This is a genomic window from Pseudomonas sp. 3A(2025) (assembly GCF_054589175.1).
Map to the genome: position 1 here is coordinate 56,003 of NZ_BAAILM010000060.1, position 12,917 is coordinate 68,919.

The 12,917-nt window shown below is 60.3% G+C and carries 15 protein-coding genes and 1 pseudogene; 8 read left to right on the forward strand and 8 right to left on the reverse strand.

Translation table 11 applies throughout. The features are described from left to right. Positions 1-131 precede the first annotated feature (131 nt). From ACYP2A_RS21310 to ACYP2A_RS21320, 3 genes are all read left to right on the forward strand, one after another. Positions 132-689 carry a hypoxanthine-guanine phosphoribosyltransferase gene (locus ACYP2A_RS21310; RefSeq protein ID WP_459747879.1) on the forward strand — a complete coding sequence of 186 codons (558 nt, stop codon included), beginning with the start codon at positions 132-134 and terminating at the stop codon, positions 687-689. Between the two features lie 50 nt (positions 690-739). Beyond that, a complete protein-coding gene (locus ACYP2A_RS21315; RefSeq protein WP_459747880.1) occupies positions 740-1,222 on the forward strand; it encodes a hypothetical protein in 483 nt (160 codons plus the stop codon). A gap of 66 nt (positions 1,223-1,288) precedes the next feature. After that, positions 1,289-1,579, forward strand: coding sequence for a PA4642 family protein (locus ACYP2A_RS21320; RefSeq protein ID WP_459747881.1), 291 nt, complete (start codon positions 1,289-1,291; stop codon positions 1,577-1,579). A gap of 11 nt (positions 1,580-1,590) precedes the next feature. Here the strand turns inward: ACYP2A_RS21320 and ACYP2A_RS21325 are convergent, their stop codons facing one another. Beyond that, a complete protein-coding gene (locus ACYP2A_RS21325; RefSeq protein ID WP_459747949.1) occupies positions 1,591-2,424 on the reverse strand; it encodes an amino acid ABC transporter permease in 834 nt (277 codons plus the stop codon). Continuing rightward, positions 2,421-3,209: an ABC transporter substrate-binding protein gene (locus ACYP2A_RS21330; RefSeq protein WP_459747951.1), complete on the reverse strand. Its 789-nt coding sequence runs from the start codon at positions 3,207-3,209 to the stop codon at positions 2,421-2,423. Before ACYP2A_RS21330 ends, ACYP2A_RS21325 begins: the two co-directional genes overlap by 4 nt. Positions 3,210-3,352: 143 nt before the next feature. On the opposite strand from ACYP2A_RS21330, the gene ACYP2A_RS21335 reads away from it, so the two are divergent. Further along, positions 3,353-4,249 (forward strand): homocysteine S-methyltransferase family protein, encoded by an 897-nt coding sequence (locus ACYP2A_RS21335; protein ID WP_459747883.1) that lies wholly within the window; start codon positions 3,353-3,355, stop codon positions 4,247-4,249. A 381-nt stretch (positions 4,250-4,630) separates the two neighbouring features. Here the strand turns inward: ACYP2A_RS21335 and mqo are convergent, their stop codons facing one another. After that, positions 4,631-6,142, reverse strand: a complete 1,512-nt coding sequence (gene mqo, locus ACYP2A_RS21340) for a malate dehydrogenase (quinone) (protein WP_459747884.1) — start codon at positions 6,140-6,142, stop codon at positions 4,631-4,633. A gap of 689 nt (positions 6,143-6,831) precedes the next feature. Continuing rightward, positions 6,832-7,065, reverse strand: coding sequence for a hypothetical protein (locus tag ACYP2A_RS21345; RefSeq protein ID WP_459747885.1), 234 nt, complete (start codon positions 7,063-7,065; stop codon positions 6,832-6,834). Positions 7,066-7,244: 179 nt separating this feature from the next. Here ACYP2A_RS21345 and ACYP2A_RS21350 point away from each other — a divergent pair, with 179 nt between their 5' ends. After that, on the forward strand, positions 7,245-7,832 hold the full coding sequence (locus tag ACYP2A_RS21350; protein ID WP_459747886.1) for a YajG family lipoprotein: 588 nt from the start codon (positions 7,245-7,247) through the stop codon (positions 7,830-7,832). Positions 7,833-7,897: 65 nt separating this feature from the next. Here ACYP2A_RS21350 and ACYP2A_RS21355 read toward each other — a convergent pair whose 3' ends face one another. Then, positions 7,898-8,104, reverse strand: coding sequence for a hypothetical protein (locus ACYP2A_RS21355; protein WP_459747887.1), 207 nt, complete (start codon positions 8,102-8,104; stop codon positions 7,898-7,900). A gap of 122 nt (positions 8,105-8,226) precedes the next feature. Continuing rightward, positions 8,227-9,396, reverse strand: a complete 1,170-nt coding sequence (locus tag ACYP2A_RS21360) for a 1-acyl-sn-glycerol-3-phosphate acyltransferase (protein ID WP_459747888.1) — start codon at positions 9,394-9,396, stop codon at positions 8,227-8,229. Positions 9,397-9,531: 135 nt separating this feature from the next. Between ACYP2A_RS21360 and ACYP2A_RS21365 the strand changes: the two genes are divergently transcribed. The 3 genes from ACYP2A_RS21365 to ACYP2A_RS21375 are packed head-to-tail and all read left to right on the forward strand — an operon-like array spanning position 9,532 to position 10,598. Then, positions 9,532-9,714: a CPXCG motif-containing cysteine-rich protein gene (locus tag ACYP2A_RS21365; protein WP_459747889.1), complete on the forward strand. Its 183-nt coding sequence runs from the start codon at positions 9,532-9,534 to the stop codon at positions 9,712-9,714. Further along, on the forward strand, positions 9,714-9,974 hold the full coding sequence (locus ACYP2A_RS21370; protein WP_459747952.1) for a putative signal transducing protein: 261 nt from the start codon (positions 9,714-9,716) through the stop codon (positions 9,972-9,974). Before ACYP2A_RS21365 ends, ACYP2A_RS21370 begins: the two co-directional genes overlap by 1 nt. 3 nt (positions 9,975-9,977) lie before the next feature. Further along, complete coding sequence (locus tag ACYP2A_RS21375) at positions 9,978-10,598, forward strand: SOS response-associated peptidase (RefSeq protein ID WP_459747891.1); 621 nt, start codon at positions 9,978-9,980, stop codon at positions 10,596-10,598. 9 nt (positions 10,599-10,607) lie between these two features. Here the strand turns inward: ACYP2A_RS21375 and ACYP2A_RS21380 are convergent, their stop codons facing one another. Both ACYP2A_RS21380 and ACYP2A_RS21385 read right to left on the reverse strand, forming a co-directional pair. Next, the gene (locus ACYP2A_RS21380) at positions 10,608-11,450 is read right to left on the reverse strand and encodes a methyl-accepting chemotaxis protein (RefSeq protein ID WP_459747953.1); all 843 of its coding nucleotides are present in this window, start codon (positions 11,448-11,450) and stop codon (positions 10,608-10,610) included. A 15-nt stretch (positions 11,451-11,465) separates the two neighbouring features. After that, positions 11,466-12,740 (reverse strand): annotated as a pseudogene (locus ACYP2A_RS21385) (methyl-accepting chemotaxis protein); the annotation flags it as partial. Positions 12,741-12,917: the final 177 nt, after the last annotated feature.

The following is a 12,917-nucleotide window of genomic DNA, read 5'->3' on the forward strand; positions in this document are numbered from 1 at the left end:
GATTAATCGATTGGGCGGTTACTGTCCTACTCGGTAGGAGCGATACTGGCAACGTTAGTCCATATCCGCTTGCCCTGAATCGAGTGGATGCGTACCTTTGCGCGTTTTTCCCACGCAACCTGGAGCGATCAATGTCTGCTGATCTCGAGCATATCCGTCAAATCATGCGCGAGGCTGACTGCCTGTACACCGAAGCCGAAGTCGAGGCAGCCATCGCCCGCGTCGGCGAGCAGATCAATGCCACGCTGGCCGACCGCAATCCTGTGGTGTTTTGTGTGATGAACGGCGGCCTGATCTTTTCCGGCAAGCTGCTGACCCATCTGAACTTCCCGCTGGAAGCGTCCTACCTGCACGCCACCCGTTATCGCAACGAAACCAGCGGCGGCGAGCTGTTCTGGAAGGCCAAGCCTGAAGTGTCGTTCATCGACCGCGATGTGTTGATCATCGACGACATCCTCGACGAAGGTCACACCCTGGGCGCGATCATCGATTTCTGCCGGCATGCCGGCGCCCGCGCGGTGCACACGGCGGTGTTGATCGACAAGGATCACAACCGCAAGGCGCGCCCGGACCTGAAAGCCGATTTCGTCGGCCTGCCGTGCATCGACCGCTTTATTTTCGGTTACGGCATGGACTACAAAGGCTACTGGCGTAACGCCGCCGGCATCTTTGCTGTAAAAGGCATGTAATACCTGCGGCACTCATGGCGGCAGGTTCAGGGAATGGTCTAGAGGTGTTGATGAAATCATTGATGATACCCGGCGCCCTCGCGCTGGCCATGCTGGCAGACGCGGCCCTGGCCGCACCCATGCATGAGCAATACCTGCCGCCGGACGACCAGAGCCTGCGCGTCGGCGCCCCGGAGCAACAACAATTGCTGCTGGTGACCGAGTATTCGGTGGTGGTCGGCAATCAGCGGCCGTCCAACCAGCAGCCGATTCCGGTGACCTCGCCGCTGTCGATCCTGCTCAAGGGCAAGCCGCTGAACAAGGGTGCGACTGTGGTGCAGGTGCAGATCCACTTCGATGGCGCTGACAGCAAGAGCCTGAAAAAGCCCGGCTACGACGACGCCAGCCGGACCCTGACGCTGTACTACCCGCAGTCGCATTACCCGGTGCTGGTCGACCTGCTGCGCAATGAAAAGGTCTACTGCCAGTTCCTGACCTATGCCAACGGCCACGTCTGGGCCGACCTGCACACCGCCGGCTCAAAGCCGCGTTGAGCTGACCGATTACTGGCGCTAGACTGCCCGACCCTGATGAGTGACCGCGACCCGCTGGAGTCCGTAATGCGTAAAGACAAGAAACAGATCATTGGCGACGAAATCGGCGACGATCAGATCAAACTGTTCCTGGAATTCGAGCCGGTGGATGCCACTTCGCCGTCGCTGCACAAGCTGATCAAGGCCTACCGTGGTCTGCGGATCGACGACTTCGAGCGCTTTCTGGGGTTCTTCCGTGAAGCCGGTTATGACCTCGATGGCCAGGACGAGAAGGGCAACACCTTCGTTGACCTGATCAAGGACCAGCGCAACGCCGAGGAATACATCGAATTGATCGACCAGGCCCGTAAGGCCTGATCGAGGTCGATTCACTGGCGCGGCTGATACGCCTTGCCGTAATGCCGCTCCATCCGTGCCTGGAGCAATTCCAGGCCGATCGACATGATCCAGTACAGCACCGCTGCGGTGGTCAGCATCTCGATGTAGCGATAGCTGGACCGGCCATACGATTGCGCCAGAAACATCACTTCCCAGACCCCCATCACTGAAATCAGCGACGAGTCCTTGAGCATCGAGATGAATTGATTGGTAGTCGGCGGAATGATCGTGCGCATGGCTTGCGGCAGGGTTACCAGCCAGAACACCTGAACCGGGCGCAAAGCCATGGCCATGGCCGCTTCACGCTGACCTGCGGCGACGCCGATGATACCGGCGCGAAAAATCTCGCTCAGGTAGGCGCCGTAGTTCAGCGACAGGGCAATGATGCCGGCGACGATGGCGCCGGGCACCACGCCGATCTGCGGCAGGCCCAGGTAGATCAGCAGAATCTGGATCAACAGCGGCGTGCCACGAAAGAACGAGGCATAGAAGCTGGCAATGCCAAACGCCACCGCGCTACGCGACAGCCGCGCCAGCGCTGCCACAAAGCCCAGCAGCACCGACACCGCAATCGAGCATACGCAGACAAACAGCGTCAGCGCCGCGCCTTGCAGAAAGCCGTTGGGCGCCAGGCTCAGGCCTATCAGATTCGGCAGCTTGTCGAGAATGATCGAGAACTTCAGGTCGAAGCTCAGGAAAAAACCGGCAAACAGGGCGAACATCGCCGCCCACGTCAGGTACAGGCGGGTGCGAAAGCCGAACACGCGCTTGAGCAGGCTGGCCTTGGCGGGTGCTGGTGGACGTTGTGAAGGCATGCCGGTCATTTGCTGATATCGGCGCCGATCCATTTCTGCGACAGCTTGCTCAGGGTGCCGTCTTTCTTCAGTTCTTCGAAGACTTCACGCACCTTGGCATTCCACTCGGCATCGCCTTTCTCGACGGTGACAAAGTTCGGCTCTTCATACAGCGCAGCGCCGGCCAGCTTGAAGCGCTTGTCCTGATCAAGACGTGGCTGGGCGGTGACCAGGTTGGTCAGCACCGCATCCAGACGTTTGCCGGCGCCCAGGCCCAGGTCCTGGAAAGCAACGTTGTCGTTGTCGTAAGGGGCGATCTGCACGTTTTCGAACGGGTATTCCAGCGGCTTGCCGGTGGCACCTTCGATCACCAGGTTCTTGTTCAGGTAGCTTTCGTAGCTCGACGCGCTGGTCAGGCCGACTTTCTTGCCGCTCAGGTCCTTGGCCGACTGGATGCGATCATCCTTGGCATTGACGACGATTACCGCAGGCGAGGCGTAGTATTCGACCGGGAAGTCGAACACTTCGGCGCGCGACTGGCTTGGGGTCATCGAGCAGATGCAGATATCGTAACGACCGCTCCAGCGGCCGGCGGCGATCACGTCCCAGGACGGTGTTTCGAGGCGCAGCTTGACGCCCAGTTTGGCGGCGACGGCCTTGGCTACATCGACGTCGAAACCGTCGAGCTGGTTCTGGTCATTGAGAAACGAGAAGGGCGGGTAGCTTTCCATCAGCACGTTGACCAGCTCTTTTTTCTCTTCCACCCGTTGCAGGGTGGCGCCCGCCAAGGCTTGGCTGGAGACTGTCAGGGCCATCAGGCCGATACCCGCAAGCGTGCGTAGTTTCACGTCAGAACCTCGAAAAAACGGTTGTAGTTCGAATAAAGGGGCGTATTAAATACGTTATATAGGGCTCGATTCTAATGAGTCTTTTTCATATGTATATAAGTAGATCAAATATGACTCAGCGTACGACAGTAATTCTTGATGGTGGAATGGGCCGGGAACTGCAGCGCAGAGGCGCGCCGTTCCGGCAACCGGAGTGGTCGGCGCTGGCGCTGACCGAAGCCCCCGAGGCGGTCATCGCCGTGCATGCGGCGTATATCGACAGCGGGGCGCAGGTGATCACCAGCAACAGCTACGCGGTGGTGCCGTTTCATATCGGCGACGAGCGTTTTGCCCGTGAAGGTGAGGCGCTGGCCGCCACCGCAGGCCAACTGGCACGCCAGGCAGCCGATGCCAACGGTGCCAATGTGCTGGTTGCAGGTTCCTTGCCGCCGCTGTTCGGCTCCTATCGCCCAGACCTGTTCGATGCCGAACAGGCAAACCAGATTCTGCAGCCGCTGGTACGCGGCCTGAGCGAGCATGTCGACCTGTGGCTGGCCGAAACCCAGAGCAGTATCGTCGAGGCGCGGACCATTCGCGCAGGATTGCCCGCCGACGGCAAGCCGTTCTGGCTGTCGTTCACCTTGCAGGACGAAGACGTCGATGAGACGCCGCGCCTGCGCTCCGGCGAGCCGGTGGCCGATGCCGCCCGTGCCGCTGCTGAGCTGGGTGTGGCGACGTTGCTGTTCAACTGCAGCCAGCCTGAAGTGATCGGCGCGGCCATCGATGCCGCCCGTGCGGTATTTGCCGAGCTGGGTGTGGATATTGGTGTGGGTGCCTACGCCAATGCTTTCCCGCCGCAACCCAAGGACGCCACTGCCAACGACGGCCTGGACGAGTTGCGCGAAGACCTCGACCCCGAAGGCTACCAGCAGTGGGCCGCCAATTGGGTTAAGCGCGGCGCCACCCATATTGGCGGTTGCTGCGGCATTGGTCCTGAGCACATTGCCGTGTTGGCCACACGCCTGTAAAACCGACCGACTTCAGTCGGGAGCAGGCTCACCCCATAATCCTGTGGTGACCCCATTCGCGGCTGAAGCCACTCTCATCAAAAACAAAATAACTCATTGATTTTATTGAATTAAAAACACCAATCTGTAGGAGGCAGCTCTGCTGGCGATTGAGCGCGAAGCGCTCACAGAAACTTCTGAAACGCTGACATTTTACGACTGCTAGTGCAGCCGATCGCGAGCAGAGCTCCCTCCTACAAGTCCCATGTTTGCTGCGCGACAGCGCGGCGGCGGGTGATCTCCTATGGGGGCAGGGAACAGGCGTTGTGTCGGTTTGGTAAAAAACAAAAACCCCGTGTCTCATTGAGGCACGGGGTTTTTGTTTGTGTGGCAATCAAGGCATCAGGCGATGCTTTGTGCCTCGTTCTGCGAGTGCTCTACCAGGCCGAGGTTTTCGTCGCTCTGGCTGCTGATGCGCTGGTACAGCTGAGCATCGGTGGCCAGGGCTTTTTCGCGGGCCGGGAAGATTTCGTTGAGCTTGGCAGCCCACTGGCCTTTGGTTTGCTCCGGGAAGCAACGCTCGATCAGTTCCAGCATGATCGACACCGTCACCGAGGCGCCAGGGGAGGCGCCCAGCAGGGCGGCCAGCGAGCCGTCGGCGGCCGAGACCAGCTCGGTACCGAATTGCAGCACGCCGCCTTTCCTGGCGTCTTTCTTGATGATCTGCACGCGCTGGCCGGCAATCTCCAGACGCCAGTCCTCGGACTTGGCTTCAGGATAGAAGCGGCGCAACGAATCCAGACGCTGTTCCATGGTTTGCCGGACTTCGCTGACCAGGTACTTGGTCAGGTCCATGTTGTCGCGGGCCACCGCCAGCATCGGTTTGATGTTGCTCAGGCGCACCGAGAACGGCAGGTCGAGGAACGAGCCGTGCTTGAGGAACTTGGTGGTAAAGCCGGCAAACGGTCCGAACAGCAGGGATTTCTTGCCATCGACCACGCGGGTGTCCAGGTGCGGCACCGACATCGGTGGCGAGCCCACGGCGGCCTGGCTGTAGACCTTGGCCTGGTGATGCTTGACCACTTCAGGGTTGTCGCAGCGCAGCCACTGGCCGCTGACCGGGAAACCGCCGAAACCTTTGCTTTCTTCGATGCCCGACATCTGCAGCAGCGGCAGGGCCGCGCCGCCGGCGCCGAGGAACACGAAGCGGGCATCGATATCACGGCTGCTGCCGCTGTTGACGTCCTTGACGGTCACGGTCCAGCCCTTGCCGTTACGGGTCAGGCCGGTCACGCGCTTGCTGTACTTGACCTGCGCATCGGGGGTGCTGGCCAGGTGCTTGAGCAACTGGTTGGTCAGGGCACCGAAGTTGACGTCGGTGCCGTTGCTCATGTAAGTGGCCGACAGCTTCTCGTCAGGCTTGCGCCCGGACATCATCAGCGGCATCCACTCGGCCAGCTTGGCCTTGTCTTCGGTGTACTGCATCGCCGAGAACGCATGATGCTGGCGCAGGGTTTCGAAGCGCGCCTTGAGGAACGACATGTCCTTCTCGCCCTGCACATAACTGAGGTGCGGGACGGGATTGATGAATGTGCGTGTCGTTTCGAAGCTGCCCTTGCGCACCAGATACGCCCAGAATTGTTTCGAGACCTCGAACTGGGTATTGATGTGCACGGCTTTCTTGATGTCGACAGAGCCGTCGGCTGCCTGCGGCGTATAGTTCAGCTCGCACAGGCCGGCGTGACCGGTACCGGCGTTGTTCCATGGGTTGGAACTCTCGGCAGCACCGGAATCCATCAGCTCGACGACTTCCAGCTTCAGGCTGGGGTCAAGCTCTTTGAGCAGTACTGCCAGGGTGGCACTCATGATGCCTGCCCCGACCAGTACCACGTCGACTGCTTCGTTATGCGCCATTAACGCGTCTCCAAAATCTGCAGCACCCAATTGACGGCCTGCGATCCCGAGGCTGGATGCCAGTGTGTGAGGAGTGGATCAAGGTTGTGCCCCCACGGTAACTGGCCGGGATCGAGTGTCCGATTCTTCGCAATGTTTTGCATCTCAAGCGCAGGTCCGGTCGAGCTGTTCAAGGGTTCATTACACAGCAATGAACGCATTTTGCAGCCCGCAGGGCCATTCGACCATCGTCAGGACGATGGCTCAGGCTCCTTTACGGAAGGTTGCGCCGCGACGTTCGACCCTGCCGGGTGAAGCCGATGGGGACACCAAGGGTGCATCTTCAAACCTATTCATGTGCTCGCCACACTCTTGTGAAGTTGTGAAACCCGTTATTTCGCGCTCTTTTGGACGCGCGAACCAAACCTCAAAAAGGGCTGCAATGCAGCTCTGGCCAGTGCTGTCTTCACTGATAGGCGTCGAGGGTCGGCAAAGGTTCGCCTGGATGCAGGCGATTGCACACCGTCCATCGAAATCCTGCGTGAAGCAGACTGCGTGGGCGGCTCTCTGTGGGCATGGCGGAGGTGCTAATTTCGTGGATTAGCGATGCTGCGAGGCCCGATCAGGAGACGTCCTTATAATCGGGGGGAGATTATAGCGATGAAATATCAAGAATTGATCGGCTTAAGTGACATTTATTCGCGAAGAAATCACGTGGCGAGCATTGGACGCAGGCCCGAATGTGCTGCACGCGGTGCAATCCGGGCGCTGGCGGGCAGTGGCTGGCCCAGCCAGGCGAGGCGTTGTTCGACCACTTCGACCCATTCGTGACCCTCGGGCGCCTGGCGGCAATGCTTCAGCGCGCAACAAATACCGGCTTGATCCACGCGGGCGTAGTGGCGCAGTGCAGGGCGTGCGGTGAACAGCGACCAGAAAAATCCCATGAGAGTGCTCCTGTGCAATCAATGGGCATAGCTTGGCCGGGCCAGGTGACACCCTGATTACAATCCACGCCAGGCTGAACCACTGCAGCCCGCCAATGGTCGGAATTTCAGCTAGTGAGGCGATAGAGGTCGCCGCTATACTGCCGCCCATCGAGTGCCTGGCCCATGGAGAATTGAACATGCTGCGTCGCGTTTTGTTTGGTCTGCTTGCTGTAAGCAGTTTGACTCTGGTCGGTTGTGCCCACAGCCCGCAACAACTGAGCCCGCAACCACGAATCACCACACAACTGGCGCCGGTGGGCCATGGTCAGCCGGTCGTGGTTCGCGTGGTCGATGGTCGCCAGAGCCAGTCCCTTGGCACCCGTGGCGGTCTGTACCCTGAAACCAGCGCGATCACTGTCAATGGCGCTGATCTGCTGCCCAAGCTGCAGGCCCAGGCCGAAGCTGCTGTGCGCCTGCTGGGCTTCACTCCAACGCAAGGCGGCAACGCGCCGCAACTGACCGTGACCCTGGCCGACCTGCGTTACCAGTCGCCCAAAGAGGGCCTGTACGTGACCGAAGCCACCATCAGCTCGACCTTCCGTGCCGATGTGCGCAACAACAACAGTGGTCGTAGCTACAACGGCCGTTACGCCGCCTCTCTGGACCAGCGCTTTGGCATGGCACCCAACCAGGAAACCAACACCAAGCTGGTCAGCGATGTCCTGAGCGATGCCCTGACCCGCGTGTTCCAGGACCAGACGATTGCGACCACCCTGGCGCAGTAAGCTGTAACGGCAAGACGAAAAAGCCCGGCACACAGGCCGGGCTTTTTCTTGCCTGCAATAAAATATCAGGCCACCTGCTGGGAAAAATCCAGAAAGCTCAAGCCTGTGTCAGGGTCCTGTTCGGGCAGATCCTGATGCTGATGGCCGCCCAGTGCGCAGTAGACCAGCCAGCGGCGGTCGTGGACATTGAAGGCCAGCGCATCGACAAGATCCTGCTGTTCTTCGTTCTGGGCAATCAGGTAAAGACGGTCCTGGTTATTGGCGTGCAGCATGGTGACTCCGCAATGTTGGCATTCCCTGCAAGCTGTGTAGCAGACGCCGTTGCGCTGCCACACTCCGTTTGAGGAGCCATACAATGCCGTCACATGATGACGATCATGTGACGGGCGCCCGCTTATGGCAGGGCCAGACCGGCCTTGATGCGGTACTGGTTGCGCACCGGCGTGGCATATTGCTGGATCAGGTAAGGGCGATGTTCGACAGGGCAGCCGGCCAGGCGGCTTTCCCATTCGGCACGGGCCTTGTCCAGTTCCTGGGTGCCGAACAGCTCGCTGGCGGTGGGCACATTCAGGCTGGCATCGGCTTCGCTCCATTGTGCCCAGGCCAGGTAGTGCACCGGGAACAAGCGGTAGCCGCCGAGAATCTGCCGGTCCATTTCCTGCGCCAGCAGCTTGGTGTCCTCGAACTGCCCGGTGATCGGCGGTGCGAAGTTGACGTGTACACGGCCCTTGTAGCCGGTAATGCCCAGCGCGATGCTGATGTCGTCTTCGCCCTCGGTCTTGGTGTAGCTGCCGGTGGTGGCACGGATGTACAGCTCGCGGGCCTTGGCGTGGTCGCAGGGATCGTATTCGTAGCTGATCGACACCGGGGTCAGGTTCAGCGAGCGAATCACCTCGGCGAACGGTTCGTCCTTGCGGCTCATGTGGAACATTTTGAGAATCGCCGACTCGGTGCGGTCGTCACCGTCCTTGGCACGGCCTTCGGCCTGGGCAATCCAGATCGACTGTACGTCGCGGACGATCGAGTGATTGATATACGCCGACAGCAGCTGATACGCGGCCATCTTTTCCCGGCGGCCGCTGATCGAGCGGTGCACAATAAAGCTCTTGTTCAGGCGCATCAGGTCGCTGACGAACGGCTTTTGCAGCAGGTTGTCGCCAATCGCGATGCGCGGCGTTGGCAGGCCAGCGTGATAAATCGCGTAATTGACGAAGGCCGGGTCCATGACGATGTCGCGGTGGTTGGCCAGAAACAGATAGGCGCTGCCGGACTTGAATTGCTCGACACCGGTATAGGTCACGCCATCGGTGGCCCGGTCAATGGTGTGGTCGACATACACCTCGACCTTGTCTTGCAGGCTGGCCACCGAGTTGATACCGGCAAACTGGCGACGCAGCTTGCGCGCCAGGGCCGGTTGCAGAACCCAGCCCAGGGAACTGGCCAGGCGCGGGAAGCGGAATTTGGTCAGGGTGGCGAGGAAAGCCTTGTCACTGAGCAGGCGCGCCAGTACAGGGGCTACTTCTGCGTCGTTATAAGGTCGGATGGCATCGAATTCGCCCATCATGCTCTCTTGTAGGGAACGGATAGAGTTAAGGGAAGGCCGGTCTGAAATAAAACGGATAACAGACTCCGGTTTCAGCAAAAAGCCTCGGCCTTCGAACAGACGGCCGATTATACGCAAAACTTGAGGTCAGACCCGATGCAAGAACTAGTGGATTACGAGTGCCCTTATTGCGGTGAGCCCGTCGAGACCTTGCTGGACCTGTCCGGTGGCGATCAGCAGTACATCGAGGATTGTCAGGTGTGTTGCCGGCCGATCGTCTTTGACCTGCGCACCGACGGTGAAGAATGGACTCTGGATGTGCGCAGCGAGAACGAATGATGCAAAGGATCTACGAGCCGGAACACCTGCTTGAGGGCGAACTGCTGCTGGCCATGCTCGGCAGTGAAGGCGTGCAGGCGCGCCTGACCGGGCAAGATCTGCTGGGCGGCATGGGCTGTTTGCCGGTGACCGGCCTGCTGGGCATCGAGGTCGAGGATGCGCAGGTCGACCGGGCGCAGGCGCTGATCAGTGCGTACAATGCCGCGCTGCCTGTGGACGGCGACGAGCCGGACAGTTATCCCGATGTACTGGTGTGTTGAAAAATGTGTGGACGTTATGCGCTGTTTCGCTGGACTCCCGCCTTTGCGGCCTTGCCGGGATTTCCTGACAAGCATCCGCCGAAGTGGAACATTTGCCCGGCCGACTGGGTCTTGATGCTGCGCGCAGGTGAGGACGGCATGAATGTGGTCCGCGCCCGCTGGGGGCTGACCCCGCCCTGGCTGACCGACCTGACCCGTACGCCTGCGCATGCGCGCGCTGAAACCGTGGCCGAACAACCGATGTTTCGCGAGGCCTTCAATAGCCGGCGTTGCCTGCTGCCGGCCAACGGTTTCTATGAATGGCGAGGCGGGGCGCGCAAGCGGCCTTTCTGGCTGACCCCGGGTGAAGGCTCGACCCTGTTTTTTGCGGCCATCTGGGAAGCCTATCCGGTGCAAGAGCAAATCTGGCTGAGCGTGGCACTGATCACCCAGCCAGCGATGGACCAGCGCAGGCCGCTGATCCTCGATGAACAAGGGCAACAGGCGTGGCTCGACCCTGAAGCCAGCGAGCATGTGTTGCAGGAGCTCTTGGTTTCAAGGCAGATCCAGCTGCGCGAGCGACCGCTGAACACACTGGTCAATGACCCGAAAATCAACGGCCCCGAGTGCCTGACTCCGCTGTAATCCCCCTACCTACACCTTGAACTGGTTGATCAACCGCCGTTGTTGTTCCGCCAGGAGGGTCAGCTCGGTGCTCGTCTGGCTGGCTTCATCGGCGCCGCCGGCGACTTCGCGGGCCACCTGGCCGATATTGATCACATTGCGATTGATGTCGTCGGCCACCGCGCTTTGCTCTTCGGCGGCGCTGGCGATCTGGGTGTTCATGTCGTTGATCACTGACACCGCCTGAGTGATGCTGCCCAGCGCCTCGGCGGCCTGGGTGGCGTGGCTGACGCTTTCGTCGGTCCTGTTCTGGCTGTCCTGCATGACCTGCACCACCTGGCGGGTGCCGGACTGCAATTGCTGGATCATGCTCTGGATTTCCTGGGTCGCGGCTTGAGTTTTCTGCGCCAGGTTGCGCACCTCGTCGGCGACCACGGCGAAGCCGCGGCCCTGTTCGCCGGCGCGCGCAGCCTCGATGGCAGCATTGAGCGCCAGCAGGTTGGTCTGCTCGGCGATGCCGCGAATCGTGGTCAGGATCGCGTTGATGTTCTCGCTGTCGCGCGACAGGGTCTGCACCACTTCCACGGCATGCCCGATTTCCCGAGCCAGGTGGGCAATGGAGTCGGACGTGCTTTGAACGATGCTCATGCCTTGATGGGCCGCGCTGTCGGCATGGCTGGCGGCTTGTGCTGCCTGGGTGGCATTGCGCGCCACGTCCTGAGCGGTAGCGGTCATTTCCTGCACGGCGGTGGCCACCTGATCGATCTCGGCCAGCTGTTTCTGAATGCCCTGATGGGTGCGAATGGCGATGTCGGCAGAATGCTCCGAGGAATCGCTGACCTTCTGCACCGAAGTCACCACCTGGCTGATCATGGTCTGCAGCTTGCTCAGGAAGGTATTGAAGCCGTTGGCAATACTGCCCAGTTCATCGGCGCGGTCGCTGTGCAGACGGCGGGTCAGGTCGCCTTCGCCTTGAGCGATGTCGTTGAGCATGACGACCATCTGCTTGAGCGGTCGGGCAATACCGCGTGCCGCCAGCCAGATCACCAGCAGCCCGGCCGCGGCGATCAGCAGCCCGAACAGGCTCATGCCGACAATGTCATCGCTGCGCTGTGTTTGCAGGTCTTGCTGAAGTTTTTCCTGGTCGGCCATGACCGCAGCGAGCGGCAACTGCATCATCAGGGTCCAGCGGGCATTGGTTGCGCCGAGGCTGAACGGCATGTACACCTCGATGTGACCATGCTCCTCGTCCAGGTCGTAGCTCACTTCACCGCTGGTCAGCTTGCTCAGGTTGTCGACTTCATTGGGGTCGAGGATCGTACTGGCCTTCTTGCCCAGCAGACTCTTGTCCTTGGTGTAGGCGACCAGGCCACCGTTGCTGGCGATCAGGGCGATTTCGCCTGCGCCGTCGTACAGGCTGCGGTCGACGCTTTCGAGCATTTCCTGAATGAAGTCCACCGACAGGTCGGCGCCGGCGATGCCCTGAAAGGTGCCGTTGACCATGATCGGCGCGATGAACGAAGAGAGCATGATGGTACGGTTGCCGATCGGGTAGGGCGCAGGGTCGACCACGCAGCCCTTGCCGGTTTCCTTGGCGCACACATAGTACTCGTTGGCGCGCACACCGGTGGGCAGCAGGTTGTTGTTATCCAGGTCGGTGAGCTTGTCCAGTGCCACGCTGCCATCGGCGTTGCGGAACCACAGCGGGATAAAGCGCCCGTCCTGTTCCATGCCTGGCTGGCCGGCGTACTGGGCGTCGTTGCGCAGCAGAGCGTTGGGCTCCCAGCCGATATAGGCATCGACCAGGCGTGGATTTTTATCGACGACATCGCGGGTCAGGGTGATCAGGTCTTCGCGGCTCATGTTCAAGCCTGCACGGCCCAGGCTGTCGACGCTGCCGAGCAGGGCATTGATCTGTGCCAGGTTGGTTGCCGCTTGCAATGGCAATTCCAGCGCCTGCTTGATCGCGCTGGCCTGGCTTTGCGCCAGGGCCTCAAGGCGTTGCCTGACGGCCAGCTCCGACTGCTGGCGGGTACGCTGTTCGACCAGCGTCTGGGTGTGGGCGCCGGTATACAGGGCATAGCCAATCAAGACTGCGGCGACGCCCAATACAATGGCGCCTGCCAGGGATGCGATGGAAAACTGGATCGACTTGAACTTCATATCGTCTCCGCACAGCAAGAGGGCACGCTCTATAAAGCGCTATCGCCCGACACATGAAAAACATGAGCCGATTCAGCCACTAAAATGGGTGCATCTGTATGACAGGCCAGCAAAGAATGTGGCTGATCGGGCGTCGGGCTTTGTTATTCAGATAAATAATCGTTGAGTACAGGCAGT